This window comes from Arenibacter sp. S6351L, from assembly GCF_023016025.1.
Classification (GTDB): Bacteria; Bacteroidota; Bacteroidia; order Flavobacteriales; family Flavobacteriaceae; genus Arenibacter; species Arenibacter algicola_B.
Genome location: NZ_JALKBB010000033.1, coordinates 14395 through 37874, shown reverse-complemented (window position 1 = coordinate 37874; position 23480 = coordinate 14395). Strand labels below are relative to the sequence as shown.

Below are 23480 nucleotides of genomic sequence, written 5' to 3'. Positions count from 1 at the left end.
TACATAAGCGACAAAAAAAATACTAAATTAGCCTATAATGGATATATAAGCACTAGTTACTATACAATTACGTTAGCAAAAATATGAAAGACAAAAAAATCGGAATACTACTTTTAGGGTTTGCTCTTGTTTTTGCATGTAGACGGAAAACGGAATCAAAAAATATTGAACTTGCGAAATCGGATTTCAAAATTGCTCAGGATTACAATGATTTTGCTTCAAAAATGCAAAACAATGACACACTACATCTAGGAGTTAATCTATCGATGTGTGGTTGGGAAGAATATGATGAAGTTGAATTTACCAAACGGGAGGATAGAGTTTATCTACAAATTAAGAAAAAAAGAATAGCCAGCGATACGACAATATACTTTCCAAAAGTACTATACGAATTGAAAAACGATACGTTGAGTATTGAAAAAATGATGGAGGGCTTTGACATAAATTATACGGAAAAGATTAGTAGCCCTTTCTTCGTAATATGCAACCCGAAAGAAAAAGACACCATCCTACTAAGAACAACTGGACTTAGTAATCGCGGTAGAAATATTCAAAAATACCATAACTTGATGCTTGAACTATACCCTAAAGAAATGGACTCGTATTATGTTGCGCTTTTTGGAGTAACTTATAAAGAATTTAATAAAGGAATAGTATCCGAGGAGTAAAATACTTTCAACAAAACCTCCTATAAACAATACGGGCTTCGGTCTTAACTGAAAGGTTTGTGTATTTTTATGAAGTCCGCAAAATCTTTTGGATATTGCTTTGGCCAAAAAAGAAAAAACAAAACCAAAAGATTTTGCTAGGTGAGTGACGGAGAGTAATTGCATATTTGCCCCTGTACTGCTCATACGAGCTAAACCGTTATCTAAAAGCTTAAAAAAACATATGGAAATCGATAAAGTAATAGAACAATTCAAACAACTCGACTTATCCAAATATCCTCATAGCGAAATAAAATACTTATTTAGCAAGGTTGGTCCAGTAGGTGCTGTAATTGTGACATTTCATAAAGGAAAATCGATTATGCGTGCGAGACCGAACGCAGAAAATGAACGGTTTGAAAAAAAAGCAGATTTGTCTTTTAAACCACAGGAATTTAATAAAACTTATCAAAGGGCAAGCACACCAAACCAGACTATGTTCTATGCAACTTCAGTTCCTGATAAATTAGAAGAAGGAGAATTGAATAATATGCGAATAATTGGAATAACTGAGACGATACCAATGCTAAGGGACAAAACCAAAAGTGGATTTCAAAAAGTATCTTTTGGTCGTTGGGTTGTTCAAGAAGATATTAATTTAATGGCTATTGTTCATCATGAATCTTATTATAATGAAAGTAATTACACTAGAGAATTAGTAAATGCATTTAAAGGCTTTATTGCCCAATATCCTCAAGAGGTAATAGACAAATCTCTCAAGTTTCAGGATTATTTAGCAAGCGAATTTGCAAAAGAAGATATTCAAAGTGATTATGACTACATCATTTCAGCAATTTTCACAGAGGAGATAACTAGCAAAGGACTGGACGGAATACTTTATCCAAGTGTAAGAACAGCAGGAAAAGGATTTAATATAGCGATTACACCGCAAGCAACTGAAAAACTTGCGTTGTATGTAGCTGGAGAATGTTCTATATATAAATCAAAAGACCAAGTAATTATAGGAAATGATGCTATAGTTGAACTTGATGGAAAACAAACTGAGTTTAAGTTAGTAGATAAAGAAAATCACGAAAAACTACTTCTTGAGCAAATTGGAGTTAAATCAATTGAAGAACTAAAAGGGAGTTGATATGATTAAAGTTTACTTTGACTGGAATGTATTATCTCAAATAAAAAATGGAGCACATTCTGAGTTAAAAGATATAATACTAAATAATCAAGATTTATTCATACCTTTTTCTAGCTCCCATATAACGGATATATCTTCAAGTTTTAGCGAAAATCAAAAACAAAAAGAATTAATTGACTCGGACTTAGAGTTCATTTCAGAACTAACAGAAAACTATTGTTTATATAATAATGGAAAGGGCATTGTTTGTGAACAGTACCCACCTAAAGATTTATTTGAACAGACAATTGAAAGTAAAGATTCATTTAAAGATTTAAGTATTGAAGGTTTAATGAAAACCTTCGAAGGAGATGAAGCAACGAGTAAGCTAGTTGAACCATTATTTGACTTACTTAAAAATCTACCATTAGATGATTCACTCAAACAAGCTTTCGAAAACCCCGAAAGTGCCGGAATTATGGAAAACATGTTTCCTGGACTAAAGGACAATCCTACAATGGGAGGTTTTTTCGAGAGTTTCTCTCAAATGAATGTAAATCTCAATGAAAATGATGGTTACAAAGAATTAAGGCAGACTATTCAAAATTGTATGGGTATTAACAAAGATAAGATTTTTGATAACGAAAACCCTTTTGATTTAATCGCCAAGAGTTATGATAAGCTTGGCATTACTACAGACCAATTCATAAATAATGGGGAGCATGCTCCGAAATGGTTTAATGATATCTCAAATGAATATCTAAAATTGGATATGCATGGTTATCAAGAAGATAAAGTTAATATTAAAAAAGGCAGAAAAGAAACCTTTAAGAATACGACAGAAGATGCATTTCACGCAGCATATGCCTCAACATGCAATATCTATGTTATCAATGATAAAAGGTCTTACAAGAAAACCCTTAAGGTTTTTGAGAAATTAAGCATAAATACAAGGGTTCAAAGACCAGAGGAATTTCTAGATTACCATAAAAATTATTTAAGTAATACTGACCCACAAATTGATTTGAACATTTTTCAAAACCTTTTAAAATCTGATGATTTTTATGAATCCGAAATTGATTCAGGAAATTATAGAACATATTACTTTCCATACTTTCTATTTGGTTTTTTTAATAAGTTAGTTAGGTTCTATCCTAATGACGAGTCTGAAGAACAGTCTGTATTTTTAAGTCAAGACAAGCCAACTAATTGGTTTATAATAGATAAAGAAGTAAGAGAATTAGTAAATCGGTTATTAAAAACTTTCGGTCCTGACCTCAATTGTGATGGTCTTTTTAAAATGAGTGAATTCGATGATGGAAGATGGCATGGTAGAAGGTGGAAAATGGGCGAAATTACTCTAAGATTAATCGCAGTTAATAATTACGTTCAATTATACTGGGATTTAGAAGCGGAAAAGCCAGCAGATAACAAAACCTCCTACGAAAAGCCTTAGTCCAGTTCCTAAAAGATCACCAATTTTTTACAAGAGTACAATGCGCCCTAATTCGATTTTACCTAACGCTTATCCGCCCGAACACTATAAAATCGAATCAGGATCCATGCGCAGTTAAGTTATGGTAAGATTTGGGGTCGATTATACTTGCCTCCAGTTCCCCATTTTTTTCTTTCTTTTCAATTGCACCATAATTCTCCCTTTCCTGGAACCTTAACAACAGATTCTCGATATCCTCACTTATCTTGGACTCCACTACCCTAGCATATATCTGTGTGGTGGATAATTTGGTATGGCCCAAAAGTTTTGAGACCGTTTCAATGGGTACTCCATTGGACAACATGACGGTCGTGGCAAAGGTATGTCGGGCCACATGGAAGGTTATATTCTTATGGACCCCGCATGCCCTTGATATTTCCTTGAGATAGGTATTAACCTTCTGGTTGGAACAAATGGGAAGCAATCCATTATGGGTAGGGTAATCCCTGTACTTTTCCAAAATCTCCCAAGCTTGGGGAAGAATAGGAATTTTGACCAGCTCGTCCGTTTTTTCCCGTTTGGTATAGATCCAATTCCGATCGTCTATTCCCTTGGTGATCTTGTCCCAAGTAAGTTCCTTTACATCCACATAGGATAGTCCGGTATAACACGAAAAGATAAAACAGTCCTTTACATGTTGCAATCTGTCCTGTTTGAACTCCGTTTCCTTTATAAGCCTTAATTCCCTTTGGGTCAGGAACACCCGGTCGAATTTGTTGAACTTCAATTGGAACCTATCAAAGGGGTTTTTATTTACCCATTCCAATTTCACGGCAAGGTTCACCATCTTCTTGAACCGTTCCAAATGTTTCATCACCCCATTATTGTTAAGGCACAGCTGTTTCTTTTTGTCCGTGCACTTCCTTAAATAATGTTCCAGGTCCAGTATAAAACGATAGTTGAGCTGCTTCAGGTGGATATCCTCCTGTTTGTACTTGCTCTTTAAAAACCGTTTTAGGTATTTTTCCGTGGTATAGTAGTTCTTCATGGTGCCAGGCTTCAGGACATGGACCATGTTCCCGTTGTGGTATTCGATAAGGTCCATCAAGGTCCTGCTTACCTTGTCTTCACCCAGAAAACGCATTTTTATGGCGTTGGAGGACACGATCTTGTCCTCTTGGACAAGTTGGCCGTGGCATTGAAGAAGTTTGGCCTGCACCTGGTCCAGATAGGCATTTAGGTTCCGGATCTCTTCCGACCTGCCCTTGCCCCTGCCCTTGACACAGTCCCATTGCCCTGCATCGATCTTTCGCTTTAAACTGATCTCCGCGCGTTTGCCCAAAATGGTGATACGCACATAAATGGATAGGAGGTTTTTTACGCTCCTGGATTTTCTTGTAAAAAAGATTACCGTAAAGGTCTGGTTTGTTTTCATTTGAAACGCTTTAGTTAGACAATGATCACTAAGGAAAAAAGTCAAATACTACCCTAAAGTTCTTTCAAGTTACTACAATTCCAGTGAACCGTTGCACACCGATTTGCACACCGAATTAGGTGTGCACAAATGATATCATTTGATATCAAAGAAAATGTATGAAAACAAAAAACACTGAAAATCAATTGATTAACAGTGTTTTTGCTACTACCTATTTCTAGGTTCGTCGGGGTGGCAGGATTCGAACCTGCGACCTCCGCGTCCCAAACGCGGCGCGATAACCGGGCTACGCTACACCCCGAAATGGTCATCTATAAAACGTTTTGCTCCTCTTTTCTTTATACCTCGCTCCAAAATTAAGGCTTCCGAGCGAGATAATACTTCCAATTGCAAAACTAATTTCCAAGGGGTCCCACTCTTGGTGGAAGGAACAATCCCGAGGTTATGTCTTTTCAATCTCTTGTCAATATCCGTAGTCTGACCTACGTAATACTTTGAACGTTTCTCGCTATATAAAATATAAACGAACTGATACTTTCCTAAAAAATAACTTTAAATAAAAAAATATAGCTGTTTTTTCGGACTGCAAATATAGCATAATCCTTCGAAATAAAAAGTTATGGCACATAAAAAAGGGCACTAATAATTTTAGTGCCCTTTTCATGGAAAAATACAGGTAATAATTTTGTTATCTATACAGGGTGAAATGTCCCATAAACTGTTGTTTATCTTCGTCATTGGCGTTCACCTCATACCAATAATCCCCAGAAGGTACGGCCTTACCATCGTAGTTACCGTCCCAGCCGGATACTTGGTCCAAAATCGCCACTACCCTACCATATCGGTCATAGATCTTAACTTCTATATTAGGGAAGTAATCCCTGTTGCCAGGATACCATTCATCATTCATGTTATCCCCATTTGGAGTAAAGAAATTGGGGATTACCAACATACCCGTAAATTTAAACGGAATGGTAATGGTAGCCTCGCAACCCATGCGATCCACTACCCTGACCGTAACATTGGCATCTTGGTTGGATAAAAATACATTCACTGCGCCATAAGAATCCCCTTGGAAGAAATATTCGTAATCACCAAAGCCTCCCGTAGCCGTTGCTGTAACCTCGTTTGGACCAGTTTTTATAGCAGTCAAGGTCAATGGTTCATATGCATCCACAGTAAAGTCCACCGAGGTGGCACATCCATTTTCATGATAAATATATACAGTATGATCGCCTGCCGCCAAATCTCCAAAAACAGTTTGGGTATTGGCCAAGGTCATATCATCCACATCAAGTGAAAATAGAAGTCTTGACATTAAGCTCGAATCGGTCATTTGAATCCTAACCGTACTGTTTGGGAAAATTCCTTCACATCCATATTCAACAATTGGCTCGGCACTTAGATCAACTCCTATCATGATCGGGACAATCGCGTTTGCCTCACAACCCATGGAATCACGTATGAACACTACATAAGTTTCACCACCCATTAAGTTATCGAAAAACAAGGCATCGTTTCTAACAAAAACTTCGTCCCCTACGGAATTAGGTCCAATAATCTTGGTTTCATAATATTCCACACCGCTTAGGGTATCTACAAAGGGTGTTCCTCCCATCATGGTCAGCTGTGCAGAACCGTCGGAAGCCATAATACAGGTTTCCGGGGTGGTATCCACGTTGGCCACTACCAATTCTTCGGGCTCCGTAATGGTGACTTCCTGTAAAATATTACATCCCAGCTCGTCCTGTACTATTATCTCGTAGGTACCAGGTGGTAAATCCGTAAAAGTGAAAGAATTTGGATTCAATGGATCTTCACCTTCAAAAAATTCACTTAAGGTATCTGAAATAGAGAATCTAATTTTTCCTGTACCGCCGCTGGCTTCAATTATAACCTGACCATTTACATCCCCATAACAACTAACAGGTACCATTTCCAAACGATCCAATATCAATGGGTCTTTCGGAGTTATCAAAATTTCCCCGGAAATAGCGGTACAGCCCAGACTAGTGGCATAAACATAATACGATCCCGGTGGCAAATCCCTAAATATACCAGAACTTTGAGCCCCCCTCACTATATCAGCAGCAACAGGGATTCTGGGAACACCAGGAGTTCCACTATCCAGAATATTGTTTACCAATGTATAAATATAATTTCCAACCCCTCCAAAGGCTTCAGATCGCACAATTCCAGTTGGTTGTCCGGCACATTTAATATTGGCATCTACCAGATCAAGGGCTATAACCAATGGTAAAGCTGGGTCAAGATTAATTTCATTCGACTTCTGTTCTGGACAACCATTGCCATTTTGCACATCAAATTGGTAAGGTCCCGGATTAAGATTTACATTGGGTATAATAATCTCAACCGTAATTACACCAATTCCTCCAAATGAAACGAATGGATCCGTGGTACCAGACCTGCGATAGAAATATTCCATTCCAGCAATTGGATTAGCAATAGTCAATTCCATACGTCCCTCATCCCCACAACCAGGTGCCAAAGTCTCCACTAGATCGGCATCCACCGGAAGTGGATCTTGGATAAAAACTGGTAATGTCGTAAAACTACATCCCCAGCCGTCATAGACAACTATGGTATAATTTCCTGTAGGCAGGTTAGGGAAAACAGGGGATTCCTGTAAACCACTTGTGTTTAAAATATTGCCAGAGGTATCCAACCTATTCAATTGGAACAGATACTCTTCACCATCCCCATTTATATCCTCTCCACCACTTACATTATAAGCTTCAATTATTCCATCATTTGATCCAGGACAGAGCAATGGCTGTACAATTCTTATATCGGCAGCAATGGGCACAGGTGGACTAATGATGAAATCTTCCATCACCACACAGCCTCCAGAGTCACGGATACCAACACGATAGGTGCCACTTATTAAATCACTGAATACATTATTGGTAGAAAAGGAAGTAACGATAAGGTATACCCCCGGAGCTGTCTCCAATTCCAATTGATACTCGTAGCCTCCCCAGCCACCATCACCTGAAACCGTTATTTCACCCCTACCAGGGATAAAACAGGTTACATCTGCGGTTTGAGCTGGTGTAGGATCCAAAGGTCTATCCGGCCCGTGTACCGTGGTTGTATTACTAACGGTATCACAAAATGGACTATCGACTGCCTCTACACGTACCAATAAGTTACCAGCAGGCACTCCTGCAATTATTTCAGGGGTATTAATTGGATTGGCCGTATCAAAACTACCGGTAACTCCTGTGCTCGTCTCCACACCTGAAGCATCACGGGAAAATACTTCATAATTATAAACACCTGTATAATTATTAAGCGCAATACTTATTTCCCCATCAGTTCCGTTAAAACAAGTCACTGGTTTCACCTCATTAACAACAGCCTCTATTAGGTTGTAATCAGGTACATTATACGTAGGAGTAACAAACAAACAGCCGCCATTGGCAATATCCCTCACAGCAAAAATATAGTCTCCAGGAGTATCCAAGTCCCAAATAAGCCTATCCGACCCACCGGTTAAACGTTCTGGCTGGGATCCTAACGGCAATATTTCAACTCCGTAGTTTCCAGGGCCTTGATCTATAATAATCTCAACGGTACTAGCCATTACACCAGATCCCGAAGCATCGCAGGTAATAGGGGTAAGTTCGTTAAAACTAAAGGTTAGTCCGGAGGGAGGAGCCAAATTTACCGTATCGGTAATTTCGCAACCATTATTATCCCTTATAGTAACAATTATGGTTTGAGGCCCACCATCATCAATAATCTCAAAGGTATTGCTACTCTGGAAATTGGTCCCATCGAATACAGCTGTTCCATCATTGATGCTATAGGTATATGGTCCTGTTCCTGTTAGGGTACCCGTACCATCTCCATTGTCATCCGCATATGCGGTTATTATTGTGGTATTAAAGGTATTGCTGGACGGATTACAGGTAAAGGGAGGAGCTGTTGCCGCCCCCATTAATGCTGTAGGTTCTATAATATTCGCAGGCACTAGTGCTGATTCACACCCTCTGCTGGACACTACCTCAACCTCATAGTTATCAGGAGTTAAATTATCGAAAATAGCATCGGCCTGACTCGTTACCAAAACACCGCCACTATCGTACAAATTATAAACAAAAGGACCGTCCGTAGCGGATGCCGCTACCAAATCCACCGAAATACTGCCGTCAGCACTTCCGAAACACGAAATATCTTCGGTTAGCACGGAATCTATTATTGGTTGATCCACCGTAATAATTTCCACAACCGCGGTATCCTCACATAATGGAGTAGTATTGGAACTCCTATCCGTTACGGTAATAGTGTAATTCCCTGGCACAAGTCCTGTAAAAACAGGATTATTAGCTTGAAAAGTAGTTGGATTTATACCATCGTCCAAGACATAATCAAAATCCCCACTACCTCCCGAAGTCACTACCGTAATGGTACCATCGGCATTATTACAAGAGGGTTCCACTGTTGCACTGGCGGTTATGGAAAAGAAATCAAACACCTCAAAAGTATTGGTAGCAGTACATCCGTTACCATCCCTTACCGTCATGGTATAAGTACCTGGATTGGGAACCGTGAAAAAAGGACTGTCCTGAAATCCACTACCCATATCGTATTGAAAAGTAGTCTCCGGGGCCGGCCCACTGTTTACCGGGCTCGTAACCTCCACATTATAGGAGGCCACCACAAAACATTGATTGGTAACATCAATGGTAGGTGCCGCAACTCCTGGATCCTCCAAAATGGTCACCGTAGTGAAAGAACTACAACCACTGGCATCCTGTACATATACATCATAATCTCCCGCAGGCAACTCATAGTCAGTAGTCCCTGAATAAACCCCAACCGGTGTTGTGGTGGGTACCACAGAATATTGGTATGGCCCAGTTCCCCCAACTCCCCGTATCACCAAATATCCGTTTGGATCATTACAATTGGCATTGGTATTACTATCAACGTTAATTGAGGGTATATCTTGGGCAATAATTGCCTGCGCACTAGTAGTACAGCCCGATGCTACATCTTCTACCAGCACACGATAGTTGCCAGGAGGCAAGTTTGTTATCTGACCTGTGTAAGGAGTACCCGCAACATAAGCTGGCACTACAATAGTTGTGGCGGGAGCCACAATAGCACCAGTTGTAACATTGATTACTATAATTTCCAATTGAGTACCGGTATATTCTTCAACTTCATAATTGAATATTCCGTTTCCTGAAACGTCACAGGAGGCTGAAGTCGCAGAAGCTGTTGCGATAAAAGTAAGCAATGGACCACTTACAGGCGGAATTTCCTGCTGATAGGTACAAAGCGTTACCCTATCATAAACTTCAACTGTATAAGCTACTCCGTAGATAATTCCATTTGTTGCATAACTAAAGGTATGGGAAGTAGCTCCAGATGCCATACTAAAAAAGCCTGACGGGTCGCCCAACACTCTTATATCATACTCTCCCGAACCACCAGCAATATTAACGGTATAGGTAAAGCCATCCCCAGCAGGATCACAACTTGCTGGCAATGGTGGTGGAACCGGGGTTATTGTTAGCCCTGTATGCCCCAAGGTAACGGCATCCCTATCTTCACAACCGGATGCATCCCTTGTAATTACGGTATATTCCCCTTCTGGTAAATTGGTAAAACTATGGGTGTCACTTGCCGTATTTACAACTGGACCGACCACGTTTCCGTTTACATCCAATAAAGTATAGGTATAAGGAGCTACACCATTGATATTGCCCGTAACATCGATGCTTCCCGTAACTACTCCCGCGGCACAGGTAGCATCATTGGGTACCACTGTGGCATCCACTCCCGGATCTGGAGGTCCTACCGTAAAATCAACATCTATATAACACCCTCTACTGTCCCTAACATAATAAGTGTAGTTTCCTGGCGCAAGGTTCCCATATACGGCCTGATTGGTATAGGTGGAACCATCTGTACTATATTCATATGGTGCAACCCCCACAGTAGTATCCGGTAAAAGCCGTACTACCCCTGTATTGGGATCATCACAACGTGGCTCCGTAACATCAGCCGATGCTGCTATTACATCAGTAGGGCTTATGGTAACCACATTGGTTTCCACCACACATCCATTGCCGTCAGTAATCTGGAACTGGTAAGTACCTGGGCTTGGGGTTGTATATACAAAACTACTTCCTGCAATAGGAGTAGTGAGGCCATATCCCCCTCCATTAATGTTCACCGCATAATTGGCATAGGGTGGATTACCATTACCAATATTTACCCTAATATCCGCATCACCTGCACCGGGTACAAGGCTACAGGTAAGTTCCTTTTGTATACTTACAGTAGAGGTGGTCTGCGGCCTAATATTTCTAACAACATCATCCATACAGTTATTTCCATCCCTAACCTGAACGGTATGGTTGCCAGGGGTAAGACCACCAAAACTTGCACTGGCACCACCGGCCACCCAAGGCCCATTATCTATTCGGTACTCGTAATTCCCATCTCCACCACTTGCATTGACCACCATGGTTGTGGCATTGGAACTATCAAAACAAAAATCCGAAGCTCCAGTATCCTCCACCAAAGTAGGTGCCGTTAGCTGAGTAAAAGTATAACTTGCGGAAGCAGTACAACCACCTCCATCTTCAACAGTTATTGTGTATGGTCCGGAATCATCGGTTAAACCAGTAAAATTAGGATTGCTCCTTGGACCAACACTAGTACCGTTTGGTCTTGTAAGGGTATACTGAAATCCGCCCCATCCTCCGGAAGCATTTCCATTAACCGCACCCCTATTGTTGTTCTGGCAACTCATATCTGTCCATATAGGAGATATAGCCAAAGGGGTTGTTGGTTCAGCAATAGTCAGGGTTGCCGTATCAACGCAATTGGTATCTTCATCCGTAACCGTTATGGTATAGGAACCAGCACTTAGTCCACCTACAGAAACTATACTGGAAGTCTGCCCGGTTACAACAGGATTTGCATCTATTTGATACCTATAAGTACCGTTAAATCCGTCCACTATAAAGCGGCCGGCCCCATCGCTATCCCCAAAACAGGTTACATTGGTCAACAACTGACTAGCAACCCCAATAGAACTAATATCGGTTATGGCAAAACTTTCTGTATAATTACAACCGGCAGAATCGGTTACCCTAAAGGTATAACTACCAAGACCTAAGCCGGTGAAGGTATTGGATCCACCATTATTTACACTGGTTGGGGCTATAATTTCATAGGTACTTATGGCCGCACCTCCTGTTACCGCTAAGGAAACGGATGCTGTACCAGTGGCACAATCTATACTGGATACCGTAAAATCGATATCTGTAGGTTTATTCAACGGACTAAAAACAATGGCAGGTAAGGTAGAAACACAACCATTGGCATCCCGTATCTGAGGGGAATAAGTACCTGCGGAAATTCCATTAAAGACCGTATTGTTGAGGATGAAGCCAGATCCAATACTATATTCATATGGTCCTACACCTCCACTAACTCCCGAAAAGGTAATCTGCCCCCCACTTTCATTTAAACAAGTTGGGGTTTGGGTAGCATTGGCATTTCCTAAAATCGTAGAAGGAGTACCGATGGTTCTACTAACCGCTGGAGTGGTACATGAAAAAGTATCTTGTTGATACCTTATTACTACGTTATAATTCCCAGGTGCCAAATTGGAAAAAACATTACTGTTCTGGAAGGTACCTCCATTATTAATACTGTACTCTAGATTATAACCATTACTATTGGTGACATTTACGGTAATGCTTCCGTTGTTGGACCCCCCGCAATTGGCATCCACAGAACTGATATTGTAGACTGGGGGTGGAATATTCTCCACATCTACCGCCGCATTTTTGGTACATCCATTGGCATCCCTTACCACTATATTATAGGTACCGGGACTACTCACCGTATGTGTGGTGGAATTTGCGAAACTCCCCCCGAAGGCACCTCCATTTACGTTATATTGATATGGTCCAGTACCCCCGCTTGCATCAATGGTGATATCTACGGATGTGGCACCACAACCAAAACTATCGGTCGCAAATGCAGTAGCATCTACAGGAACAAGTCCTGCACCTATGGTAATTGGATTACCATTAATAGTACTAATGGTTTGGGTACAACTGCTGCCTGCCTGAACAGATACCGAATAGGTACCGGCCCCAAGATTATTAAAGGTATGTGTGTTGGACCCATTAGGACCAAAGGTGTTCATAGTAACACCGTTTCTAATTAACCTATAGCTGTAAAATCCGGGTACTCCCGAAATGTTGATACTTATGCTACCCTTATCACCACTACAGATGATATCTACCATGGAAACCGCCACACTCATGTCCACTGCACTAATGGTTACGGTTTGGGATGGGAAAACACAGGCACTTGGGGAAGCATTCTTTAACCTCGTATACACCTGATAATCACCAGGAGTAAATATATCGAAATATGGATTGTCCTGATAAGGACCTGCTGCAGAATTAAGACTGTATTCGTAGCCAGCAGGTACATTGGTAACCTCTACCCTGCCCGGATTACCACAAATAATATTCTGGGTACTAAGTTGGGGGTTCAATGGGTTTGAAGAAACCCTAAAGTAATAAAAGGCCCCTGACCCCACCCTAACGCGATATTCCCCCGCAACGGAGGGATCACTGGCATCAAGGAAATAAGTTGCACTTGTTACTGCTGGCCCATAACAACTATTATCCTTTACGGGACAGGTGTCGGTTCCTACAAAAACACAGCTAGACGAAAGCTTCTGCCAAGTAATGGTGCCAGATCCGCTTACTGAAATAGTTCTATCATCTCCGGTTCCACATAGGAAAAATTTGGCCAGGGTACTACCATCGTTGGTACAGGTCACCTGTTCATTGGCACCGTTGATGATGGTTGCAAACATCATTGGACTGGAAGTAACATCAATTGCAACCTCTTCGTTGGTATTAATTATGGAACTCGCCAGAAAGTCATTCTCCTGGGCTTGTTCAAGAGCAATCTCTGCCGCATTTATATTTTCGACCGCAGATGAAACATCCGCTATAAGCTCATAAACTATTGAGTTTGCCTTCGAGGCACTAAACACAATGCTTAGCGCTAGCAGAAGTAGGGCATAATAAATATACCGTGGTTTTTTCGGGAGCATAGGTTAAGTAGGTTTTACAAAATATAATTGGACTTGGGGAGGTCTAAGTATATTTTTGGTGTAATAGTTTTGCTTATATTTTATATTTATCTTTAGCGTTCTAAGCTACATTAATAATTATTTAACGTTGAATTATGAAAAATAGTATCTCAATTATATTCATCGCCATAATGTCTTTGAATTTATCTTGCGCACAACAAACTGAAAATGAGGTTAATAACATAGAAAACCCACCATTCACCGCAGAGCTAATAATCGATGAACTACAAATACCTTGGGGATTTACCTTTCTTCCCGATGGCAGTATGCTCATCACGGAAAAGACAGGTCAATTGATCCATTATAAGGATGGCAAAAAAATAGAAGTAAGTAATTCACCAACAGTTTACAACAGAGGTCAAGGCGGTCTTTTAGATATTGTCCTGCATCCGGATTACGCCAATAATGGATGGATCTATATATCCTATGCATCCGAAGAAGGTGATGATAAGGGTGGAAACACAGCTATTATCAGAGCAAAGTTGAATAACAACAGCCTTACGGACACCCAATTATTATACAAGGCCACTCCCAACACCACCAAAGGTCAGCATTTTGGCTCAAGAATCGCCTTTGATGATAACGGTTATCTATTCTTTTCCATTGGAGAACGTGGAGACCGGGACGTTAATCCCCAGGATATTACCAGGGATGGCGGCAAAATATATCGTTTAAACGCGGACGGAAGTATTCCCTCAGACAATCCTTTTGTAAACACCGAAGGGGCAAAAACTGCTATATATAGTTATGGACATAGAAATCCGCAAGGCTTGGTTAAAAACCCAATGACCGGTGAAATCTGGGATAACGAACATGGACCACAGGGCGGGGATGAAATAAACATTATTGAAAAAGGAAAGAATTATGGTTGGCCGGTAATTACCTACGGTATCAATTACAGCGGTACCCCCATTACGGACAAGACCGAAATGGAAGGTATGGAACAACCAATACATTACTGGGTTCCTTCCATTGCTCCAAGTGGAATGGCATTTGTAACTTCGGACAAATACCCGGAATGGAAGGGTAATTTATTAATAGGCTCTTTGAAATTTCAATATTTGGAAAGACTGGAACTAAAGGGCAACAAGGTTGTTTATAGGGAGAAATTAATTCCAGACTTGGGACGTGTGCGAGACGTAAGACAAGCCCCGGACGGTTTTATTTATGTGGCAGTGGAAGGCAAGGGAATCTATAAACTGGTACCCAAGAAATAAAACTCCTTAAAATACGTATCACCATCTTAAAAAATAATATATGAAGCTCCTGCTTTTAACCTATATATCATCCATTGTATTATTGACCTTATTTTTGTTCCAGGACAAGGAATTGGAAGAAAGTATCAATAGAGGTGCTGATATTTATTCGGACTTCTGCATAAACTGCCACATGGCGAATGGGGAGGGCGTTGAAAAAACGTTCCCTCCATTGGCCAATTCAGATTTTTTATTGAACAAAAGAGAGGAAAGCATAAGGGGCGTAAAATATGGCCAACAGGGCTATATTTTGGTCAACGGGGTGGCCTATAACAACATTATGCCCCCTATGGGATTGGAAGATGAGGAAATTGCAGATGTAATGAACTATATCCTAAACTCCTGGGGCAATAAAAGCGACTCCATAGTAACCCCGGAAGAGGTTTCTATGAATGTCAATAAATAGTTTAGCCCTTAGTGGCATCTATGGCATTCTTTACAGAACCGTATTTCTTTAATAATTTTTCGGCCTCGGTATAATCAATTTTTAACTCCTCCACTAAATATCGGGTTCCGCGATCTACCAACTTTTCGTTGGTAAGCTGCATATTTACCATTTTATTGCCCTTCACCCTACCAATCCTGATCATTAAGGCCGTGGAAATCATATTGAGCACCAGTTTTTGTGATGTTCCACTTTTCATTCGTGTACTTCCCGTAAGAAATTCCGGCCCCACATTTACTGCAATAGGAATCTCCACGGCTTGGGTCAAGGGAGAACCCGGATTATTGGTAATACATGCCGTCAACAATCCATGCGCCGCCGCCTCCTTTACCCCGCCAATAACATATGGTGTAGTGCCCGATGCCGCTATCCCAACCACAGTATCGTTCTTTGTTATTTCAAAAGCTTCCAAATCCTTCCAAGCCTGAACGGTATCATCCTCGGCATTTTCAACAGCCTTTCTAATCGCTGTATCCCCACCTGCGATCAATCCAATGACATGATCGTGGGACAACCCAAAAGTGGGAGGAATTTCCGAGGCATCCAAAATACCCAATCGGCCGCTGGTTCCCGCGCCTATATAAAATAGCCTGCCCCCTTTGTCGAATCTTTCTTTCAGGGCATCCACCAATTTGGTCACTTCCGGGATAACCAAGGCTACTGCATCGGCAATCAACTGGTCCTCCTTATTCATATTAGTAAGGATTGTTGCGGTATCCATCAATTCCAGGTCATTATATCTTGATGGCAATTCGGTTATCTTTTTATAATCTTGCATATTTTATGGTTGGTATTTAATTTAAATAGAATTTTATATGGATTAGGTTAAGAGATTCCACTAAATAGGATTCGTTATGTCAGCTATTTCAAAAATCAAGCTTTTACTTCTATTATTCTTATGGAAATATTTTATTAATTGAACCAATATCTGTTTTACAAATCAAAGTATACTACTGGAATAATGGCAAACTTAGGAAATTTTAGTTTTTCACATTGTCCTAATCCAGCAGCGGTTATTAAAAAAGTAGAGTCAATTTAAAAAATTACACTGTAGTAACATATAAATAGCGCTATAGCAAGTTTATTTTAACTTCCCTAAAATCCTTTAATTTATCATCCTCTGGTTCCAGTTCGGTAATTAAAACATCTATAGTGTCCAAATCACATATTTTAAACCGCTGTGTGGAATATAATTTCTCGGAAATTGACGGGGCCACAATTTTTTTGGAAGCATTTATCATCGCTTTTTTTATTTGTACAATATCCCAATCAAAGTCGGTTACTCCATTTTTCACATCGATGGAGTTGATGCCTAAAAAGCAGATATCCACCTTTATGTCATTTAACATGTTTATGGCACAACCCCCAATGGCAATTTGGGAGTCCTTGGATAATTTTCCACCTACCAATATCACTTCTACATCCGATTTGGCCATTAATTGAACAGCAACCGGCAAACTAGGTGTAAAACAGGTAATTTTTAAATTGGGTGGAATCATCCGGGCAATTTCCATATTGGTGGTTCCTCCACTTAATAGTATAACCTGTCCACTCTTTATCAAGGTTATTGCCTTTCTGGCAATCTGGGACTTATTCTCAAGAGCGTAGATCTCCTGATTTTCCACATGGTAATTGTTGAACCCTAAAGAAATGGCACCGCCATGCACCTTCTTTAATTTTTTGGCAGCACTGAGCTCCTTGATATCACGGCGTATGGTGTCTACCGAAACACTCAAAAGTTCGGCAACATCCGTATACAAGACCCTATTATGGATTCTAACCTCGTTTAAGATTACTTGTTGTCTCTCGGCTTTCAACATAAAATCATCATATTAACAGAATATGGTCAATATTAGCAAAAAACGGCAAACAATCCGCATTCAGCTAATTATTATAATAATTAATGCAATATATTGCAAATTATTGCAAATGTTGCAGTTTTTTGCATATTTTTGAAAACATCAATTATTCAATTTCTAATTTAATTTACTAAAAATTAACTCTAAAAGCCGATGAAAAAATTTCAAACAATTAGGGGAAAGTTACCAAGCCATTTATTCTTATGGCTACTGCTGGTAATGAGTACAAACGTATTTGGGCAACAGTCCCCAATTACAATCAGCGGAAACATTACTGAAAGTGGTTCCGGAATTCCCGTAGCTGGGGCTTCTGTATTTATTGCAAATACCTCTTTTGGTGCTGTTTCGGATTTCGATGGAAACTACAGCTTTAAAGCTGCCCTGGAAAACGGGGAATACGTCCTTACCGCAAGCTATCTTGGATTTAGCACTCAAAAAATATCCTTCACTGCTTCGGGCGGAGATATCACACAGGATATTGTTCTTGCGGAAGACCTTCTAAGCCTGGACGAAGTGGTGGTCACCGGTACAGGGACAGGAGCCAATAAAAGATCCTTAGGAAACGCCATATCCTCTGTAAAATCGGAAGATTTGACCAATAACGGTGCTACCCAGGTAGACCAGGCCATTGCCGGGAAAGTTTCTGGCGCCTTAGTATCACAAAATTCTGGAGATCCTGCAGGTGGTATCAGCATAAGACTTAGAGGTCCTAGCACTATTGCCGGTAGTTCTGACCCACTTTATATTGTAGATGGGATCATTATTAGCAACTCTAGTAACGAACTGATAGATTTGGGTGGTAACTCCCAGAACAGGCTGGCCGACCTAAACCCCAACGATATTGAAAAAATAGAAATAATAAAAGGTGCAGCGGCAGCGGCAATCTACGGATCCAGGGCCAGTAACGGGGTTGTTCAAATTTTCACAAAAAAGGGAAAGAGTGGAGAACCCAAGTTTACCTTTATGACGAATACCAAGCTTAACGAGCTTAGAAAAAAAATCGATTACAATACAGTTCCCCTAGCTTGGGAAGTAGCCACTGACAGAAACAATTTGGCTACCGTTGCAGCAGAGCGATATGATTTACAGGATGTTATATTCGACACCGGTTTCGGCTTGGAGAATTACTTTTCGGTAAATGGAGGAAATGAGAAGACTTCCTATTTCCTTTCGGCCTCACATTTGGATAATGAAGGTATTGTAAAGAATACCGACTTTAAACGTTATGGATTTAAAGCCAATATTACCCAAAAGGCATTTGATTGGTTGGATATTACAGGAGGCTTCAACTACGTGAGAAGTATAAGTAACGACGTTCCCAATGGAGGGATCAATTCTGCTTATGGATCCATTACAGGGTTCTTGTTCAGCGATAATTCTATAGATCCCACCCCTGATGCTTCAGGAGTTTACCCAGTAACCTCTCCTTTAGTAGCTAGGACCAACCCTTTAGAGGCTGTAGACCGATTTGATTTTGGACAAAAAACCAATCGTTTCATCACCAGCATTGCCTTGGATGGAAAATTTAACGAACACCTTTCGGCAAAATATACCTTGGGAATGGATTATTACAACCAATCCGCATTTGCTTTTATCCCTATTAATAACACCTCTACACTTCCTGACGGATTTGCCAGAAGATCTGATTTAAACAGTTTTCAATACAATAGCGATCTTAATATAACCTATAGGACCGATATTTCAGATAGTGTAAACTCCATTACAACAGCAGGAGGTTCTTGGCAATACGAAGAGAGGGATAGGGTTGGAATAAGTGCAACCGGACTTCCTCCCGTAGTGCAAACTGCCACAGGAGGTAGTTTATTGGAGCAAGGCGAGACTAGATCCCAAATATCATATTGGGGAGCCTTTCTACAACAGTCCTTTTCCTTTATGGACAAATTTTATATAAATGGAGCAGTAAGAATGGACGGAGCTTCAACCTTTGGCAAGGATGAACGCAATCAACTTTATTTCAAGGCCAGTGCCTCCTATGTTCTATCCGATGAGGATTTTTGGAAAGATGCCTTTTCAGACACTTTTAACTCCTTCAAATTAAGGACCTCATGGGGACAGGCCGGTAACCTTACAGCATTGGGTGCCTTTGATAGATTTTCTGTATATTCTCCTTCTGCCATTGGTGGTGCGGTAAGCCTTATACCATCTACCGCTCAAGGAAATGAAAACCTAAAACCAGAAAGACAGGATGAAATTGAATTAGGTTTTGACGCCGGTTTTATCAACAACAGGTTAGGCTTGGAATTCTCATACTACCATCAAAAGGTAACAGATCTATTGCTACCAAGGGTATTGGCCCCATCAACCGGTTTCAGCTCTAGATTCGAAAACGTAGGAAACCTGGAGAATAAAGGGATTGAAATACTGCTTAGGGCCGCACCTATAAAAAATGAAAACTTTTCATGGGACGTAACCGCCTCTTTCTCCAAAAACAAGAATGAGGTTACCAATGTCGCCGGAGGTGGCCGACTAACCCTAGATGGAAGTTTCTCTACCAACTATGTTATAGAAGGTGAATCGTTAGGTGTCTTTTACAGAGAATTTTATGCTAGAAACGAAGATGGCAGCATCGCCTTGGACGCAGATGGATATCCATACAGGGGAACTACAGAGGATGGTGAATCATCCAAAGTATTGGGAGACCCAAATCCAGATTGGTTCGGATCCTTGATCAACGAAGTTTCCTATAAGAATTTCTCTTTAAGAGTACAATTTGATGCGGTTCAGGGTTACGAAGTATTCAACTGGAACCGTAGGCTATTGGACAATGTTTTATTTGGCGGTGGATATAATGTAGGTCAAGAATTGTTGGGGAACCTTCCCAAGGGTTACGGAGGAGCACAGGCGAATATATTTGAAGAGTTTGTGGAAGATGGATCTTTCGTTAAATTAAGGGAAGTAAGCCTTAGCTATAACTTTGCACCTAAATGGGATTTTATAGACAACGTAGCATTGAGTTTGGTAGGTAGAAACCTGGTTTCATGGGACAATTATTCCGGATGGGATCCTGAAGTAAGTGCCGCTGGGCAAAGCAATGGGGTAAGAGGATTTGATTTTGCTACAGTTCCAATCCCAAAAACCTATCAATTTGGAATAAATGTTAGTTTCTAAACTTAAAAATAACAACGATGAAAAAATATCTAAATTTTAATATAAAGGCTATTGCACTATTGATGACCGTCTTGGCGGTATCATCTTGCGAAACCGATTTTGACAATCCTAATGCCGCTACGGACGCCCAGGTTTTTTCTTCCAGGGAAGGCATATTGGCAGCAACCATAGGTATGCAACAATTGTATTCCACTACCGGTCTGAGGTGGATCGTAGAAACACCAGCGGTTACCACGAGAGAGGCTGGTATTACCACTACCTTTCAGAATATGATAGATCTTGAGGACGGTGGGGACATTCCAAACTCTACCTCCAATATAGTCGGACTCTGGTCTACTATGCTTCGGGTAATGTCGATTTCAGAAGATATTGCAAAAAATGCGCCTGACCTGAACATCAATGACGGAACCAAAAGTGGACTGGTTGCCTACGCCAATTTATTCAAGGCAATGGCCATAGGAAGTATGGCACAGAACTACGAACAAGTAATTGTTGCAATCAGCCAAGATGGGGATGCAGCCTTCGTATCCAGAACAGAGGCATACAATACCGCAGTTGCCCTGCTCAATGAGGCTCAAAACTTAATTTCGGCAAACCCAATATCGGACGAGTTCAGTTCAGAGATTTTGAGAGGAAACATAGATTTGGAAAACACCCTACAAGCAATGTCGGCCAGATACAATTTATTTGCCGGGAATTATGATGCTGCAATTTCAGCGGCGGGCTCGGTAGACCAATCTTCTACTTCCGTCTTCACCTATGATTCTCAGAATTTAAATCCAGTCTGGAGCAGGGTTTTTCAAAATGGGGTTCCCAATTTCAAACCTAGGGACAATTTTGGCTTGCCAGCTTCATTTTCAATAGACCCCGCAGATGGTCGTATTGATTTCTATTTGGTTCCTTTGGACGAACTGAACATAAATCAGTTACCAATAGAGGACCTTGCCGGATTCTTTGATGAGGAAAGCGGCACGGAATCCATTCCTGTTTATCTACCGGACGAAATGAACCTGATTATTGCCGAGGCCAATCTTAGAAAAACTTCAGTTGATATTACAGCTGCAGTAACGGCCATAAACAACGTTAGAACGGATAATGATGATGCCTTTGGCCTAAATGCCAATATTTCGGCTTATTCCGGTGACACCTCAGTTGACGCTTTGTTGGACGAGGTATACCTTAACCGCAGGTTGGAGCTGTTCTTAACAGGAACCAGTTTGGAGGACAGTAGAAGGTTTGAACGACCTGAGCCCAGCACAAGTGCCAAGGTATTTACAGATGAAAGAAATAGAAACTTTTATCCTTATCCAAACACTGAAAGGGACAACAACAGCAATACTCCCGCCGACCCATCAATTTAAAGGAAATATTGTTTTAGATTACAAAAGGCCTACATTTATGTTTAAATGCTAGGCCTTTTATTTCAACACTCAATTTTGCATATGTTCAAAAGAATTGCCGTTTTATTCGCATTGGCACTTACCTCCTGCTCGGTATTCAAGCCCGCCATACCAACACCGAAACATGAATTTAGAGGAGTCTGGATAGCCACCGTAGTCAATATAGACTGGCCTAAAAGCGGCCTCGATGATATTGAAAAACAGAAACAGGACTATCTGAAAATCCTTGATTTTTATAATGATTTAAATTTTAATGCCGTAATTGTACAGATTAGGGCCGCTGGGGATGCCTTTTATCCATCCCAGTACGCACCCTGGTCAAGATTTTTGACCGGTAATGAGGGCGTTGCCCCAGAACCCTATTACGACCCATTACAGTGGATGATACAGGAAGCTCACGCCAGAGGAATGGAGTTTCACGCATGGCTTAACCCCTACCGGGCCACGTTTGACGAAAAACTGGAAATCTTAAGTAAGGACCATGATTACAACCTACATCCAGATTGGATGCTGAAATACGGAAAAAAATACTATTACAATCCAGGATTACCGGAAGTACAACAGCATTTAACAAACATAATGGGAGAAGTAGTTGCCAATTACGATGTAGATGCCGTTCACTTTGACGATTATTTTTACCCCTATAAAATAACGGATGAAACTTTTGAGGATACGGAAACCTATTCCAAATACGCCCAACCACAACAATCCTTGGAAGATTGGAGAAGAAGCAACATAGACAGTCTTGTAAAAAAAGTACATAAAACCATAAAAAACAAAAAGCCTTGGGTACAGTTCGGCATCAGTCCGTTCGGAGTGTGGAAAAACAACTCCACCGACCCACGTGGATCGGACACCAAAGCTGGTCAGACCACCTATGAGGACCTGTACGCCGATCCGTTGCTATGGATGAAAATGGGTTGGATAGACTATTTGGTACCCCAGGTATATTGGAGCATGGATCTACCCGTGGCATCCCATAAAAAAATAGTGGACTGGTGGTCCAAGAACAGTGATAACACCAACCTATATATTGGCAACGGACCATACAAAATAAGAAACAATAGTGACAAAGCATGGGACAAGAAAAAAGAACTTCCCAACCAATTAAGATTTGCCAGGGAAAATAAAAATGTAATCGGCAATGTGTTTTTCAGTGCCAAATCCCTGATGTCCGACAAGGAAGATGTGCTCAAAATATTGAAGAAAAAATACTACAACAATATTGCTTTGCCCCCTTCCTCGCCCCTTCAAAAAAATGCATTTCACACTGAAATTATTGAAACAGAGTTTGAAGAAAAAGATGGACTTATACATTTCAATATACCATCCAAGGAAAGACAAAATTTAAGATACGCTTTGATATATGTAGCCAAAAAAGAATCAAAATTAAGTCTGGAAAACACGGATAGATTAGTGGCAAAAATACCACTTTCGGACTCTGGTAATTTTAGTTTTGACAGTTCGGGATTCAAAGGAAAAAAACTTTTGGCCTTAACTTTTATAAATAATTTTGGACAGGAAAGTAAACCCAAAATCATCAGAATAAATTAAAGTCAAAGAAGATTTAATA

The 23480-nt window shown here is 40.5% G+C and carries 13 protein-coding genes and 1 tRNA gene; 8 read left to right on the top strand and 6 right to left on the bottom strand.

Annotated features, from left to right (window positions below):
- The first annotated feature begins 83 nt into the window (after window positions 1-83).
- From MWU82_RS20760 to MWU82_RS20750, 3 genes are all read left to right on the top strand, one after another.
- A complete protein-coding gene (locus MWU82_RS20760) occupies window positions 84-668 on the top strand; it encodes a hypothetical protein (protein WP_247097770.1) in 585 nt (194 codons plus the stop codon).
- Window positions 669-891: 223 nt separating this feature from the next.
- Window positions 892-1800 (top strand): RES family NAD+ phosphorylase, encoded by a 909-nt coding sequence (locus MWU82_RS20755; RefSeq protein ID WP_247097769.1) that lies wholly within the window; start codon window positions 892-894, stop codon window positions 1798-1800.
- Window position 1801: 1 nt separating this feature from the next.
- Entirely contained in the window at window positions 1802-3235 is a 1434-nt protein-coding gene (locus MWU82_RS20750) for a hypothetical protein (RefSeq protein WP_247097768.1), read from the top strand.
- A 97-nt stretch (window positions 3236-3332) separates the two neighbouring features.
- On the opposite strand, the gene MWU82_RS20745 is transcribed toward MWU82_RS20750, so the two are convergent.
- From MWU82_RS20745 to MWU82_RS20730, 4 genes are all read right to left on the bottom strand, one after another.
- Complete coding sequence (locus tag MWU82_RS20745; RefSeq protein WP_247097767.1) at window positions 3333-4649, bottom strand: site-specific integrase; 1317 nt, start codon at window positions 4647-4649, stop codon at window positions 3333-3335.
- Window positions 4650-4875: 226 nt separating this feature from the next.
- Window positions 4876-4950 (bottom strand) — tRNA-Pro (locus tag MWU82_RS20740).
- On the bottom strand, window positions 4941-5168 hold the full coding sequence (locus tag MWU82_RS20735) for a GIY-YIG nuclease family protein (RefSeq protein WP_348647005.1): 228 nt from the start codon (window positions 5166-5168) through the stop codon (window positions 4941-4943). Before MWU82_RS20735 ends, MWU82_RS20740 begins: the two co-directional genes overlap by 10 nt.
- 169 nt (window positions 5169-5337) lie before the next feature.
- Window positions 5338-13779 (bottom strand): T9SS type B sorting domain-containing protein, encoded by an 8442-nt coding sequence (locus MWU82_RS20730; protein ID WP_247097766.1) that lies wholly within the window; start codon window positions 13777-13779, stop codon window positions 5338-5340.
- Window positions 13780-13913: 134 nt separating this feature from the next.
- Here MWU82_RS20730 and MWU82_RS20725 point away from each other — a divergent pair, with 134 nt between their 5' ends.
- Both MWU82_RS20725 and MWU82_RS20720 read left to right on the top strand, forming a co-directional pair.
- Complete coding sequence (locus MWU82_RS20725; protein WP_247097765.1) at window positions 13914-15035, top strand: PQQ-dependent sugar dehydrogenase; 1122 nt, start codon at window positions 13914-13916, stop codon at window positions 15033-15035.
- A gap of 40 nt (window positions 15036-15075) precedes the next feature.
- Window positions 15076-15480: a cytochrome c gene (locus MWU82_RS20720; protein ID WP_215947081.1), complete on the top strand. Its 405-nt coding sequence runs from the start codon at window positions 15076-15078 to the stop codon at window positions 15478-15480.
- A 1-nt stretch (window position 15481) separates the two neighbouring features.
- Here the strand turns inward: MWU82_RS20720 and MWU82_RS20715 are convergent, their stop codons facing one another.
- A complete protein-coding gene (locus MWU82_RS20715; protein ID WP_215947080.1) occupies window positions 15482-16297 on the bottom strand; it encodes an N-acetylmuramic acid 6-phosphate etherase in 816 nt (271 codons plus the stop codon).
- Between the two features lie 292 nt (window positions 16298-16589).
- The gene (locus MWU82_RS20710) at window positions 16590-17339 is read right to left on the bottom strand and encodes a DeoR/GlpR family DNA-binding transcription regulator (protein WP_247097764.1); all 750 of its coding nucleotides are present in this window, start codon (window positions 17337-17339) and stop codon (window positions 16590-16592) included.
- Between the two features lie 258 nt (window positions 17340-17597).
- Here MWU82_RS20710 and MWU82_RS20705 point away from each other — a divergent pair, with 258 nt between their 5' ends.
- The 3 genes from MWU82_RS20705 (at window position 17598) to MWU82_RS20695 (ending at window position 23461) form a co-directional block, all read left to right on the top strand.
- Window positions 17598-20507, top strand: coding sequence for a SusC/RagA family TonB-linked outer membrane protein (locus MWU82_RS20705; RefSeq protein WP_247097763.1), 2910 nt, complete (start codon window positions 17598-17600; stop codon window positions 20505-20507).
- Between the two features lie 17 nt (window positions 20508-20524).
- On the top strand, window positions 20525-21868 hold the full coding sequence (locus tag MWU82_RS20700; protein ID WP_215947077.1) for a hypothetical protein: 1344 nt from the start codon (window positions 20525-20527) through the stop codon (window positions 21866-21868).
- An 81-nt stretch (window positions 21869-21949) separates the two neighbouring features.
- On the top strand, window positions 21950-23461 hold the full coding sequence (locus tag MWU82_RS20695) for a family 10 glycosylhydrolase (RefSeq protein ID WP_247097762.1): 1512 nt from the start codon (window positions 21950-21952) through the stop codon (window positions 23459-23461).
- The last annotated feature ends 19 nt before the right edge of the window (window positions 23462-23480 follow it).

What these genes read in the sequence shown, in the direction of transcription:
- MWU82_RS20705 (WP_247097763.1), top strand. Translation starts at nt 17,598, where the DNA reads ATGAGTACAAACGTATTTGGGCAACAGTCCCCAATTACAATCAGCGGA.
- MWU82_RS20760 (WP_247097770.1), top strand. Translation starts at nt 84, where the DNA reads ATGAAAGACAAAAAAATCGGAATACTACTTTTAGGGTTTGCTCTTGTT.
- MWU82_RS20695 (WP_247097762.1), top strand. Translation starts at nt 21,950, where the DNA reads ATGTTCAAAAGAATTGCCGTTTTATTCGCATTGGCACTTACCTCCTGC.
- MWU82_RS20745 (WP_247097767.1), bottom strand. Translation starts at nt 4,649, where the DNA reads ATGAAAACAAACCAGACCTTTACGGTAATCTTTTTTACAAGAAAATCC.
- MWU82_RS20725 (WP_247097765.1), top strand. Translation starts at nt 13,914, where the DNA reads ATGAAAAATAGTATCTCAATTATATTCATCGCCATAATGTCTTTGAAT.
- MWU82_RS20700 (WP_215947077.1), top strand. Translation starts at nt 20,525, where the DNA reads ATGAAAAAATATCTAAATTTTAATATAAAGGCTATTGCACTATTGATG.
- MWU82_RS20750 (WP_247097768.1), top strand. Translation starts at nt 1,802, where the DNA reads ATGATTAAAGTTTACTTTGACTGGAATGTATTATCTCAAATAAAAAAT.
- MWU82_RS20755 (WP_247097769.1), top strand. Translation starts at nt 892, where the DNA reads ATGGAAATCGATAAAGTAATAGAACAATTCAAACAACTCGACTTATCC.
- MWU82_RS20710 (WP_247097764.1), bottom strand. Translation starts at nt 17,339, where the DNA reads ATGTTGAAAGCCGAGAGACAACAAGTAATCTTAAACGAGGTTAGAATC.
- MWU82_RS20715 (WP_215947080.1), bottom strand. Translation starts at nt 16,297, where the DNA reads ATGCAAGATTATAAAAAGATAACCGAATTGCCATCAAGATATAATGAC.
- MWU82_RS20730 (WP_247097766.1), bottom strand. Translation starts at nt 13,779, where the DNA reads ATGCTCCCGAAAAAACCACGGTATATTTATTATGCCCTACTTCTGCTA.
- MWU82_RS20720 (WP_215947081.1), top strand. Translation starts at nt 15,076, where the DNA reads ATGAAGCTCCTGCTTTTAACCTATATATCATCCATTGTATTATTGACC.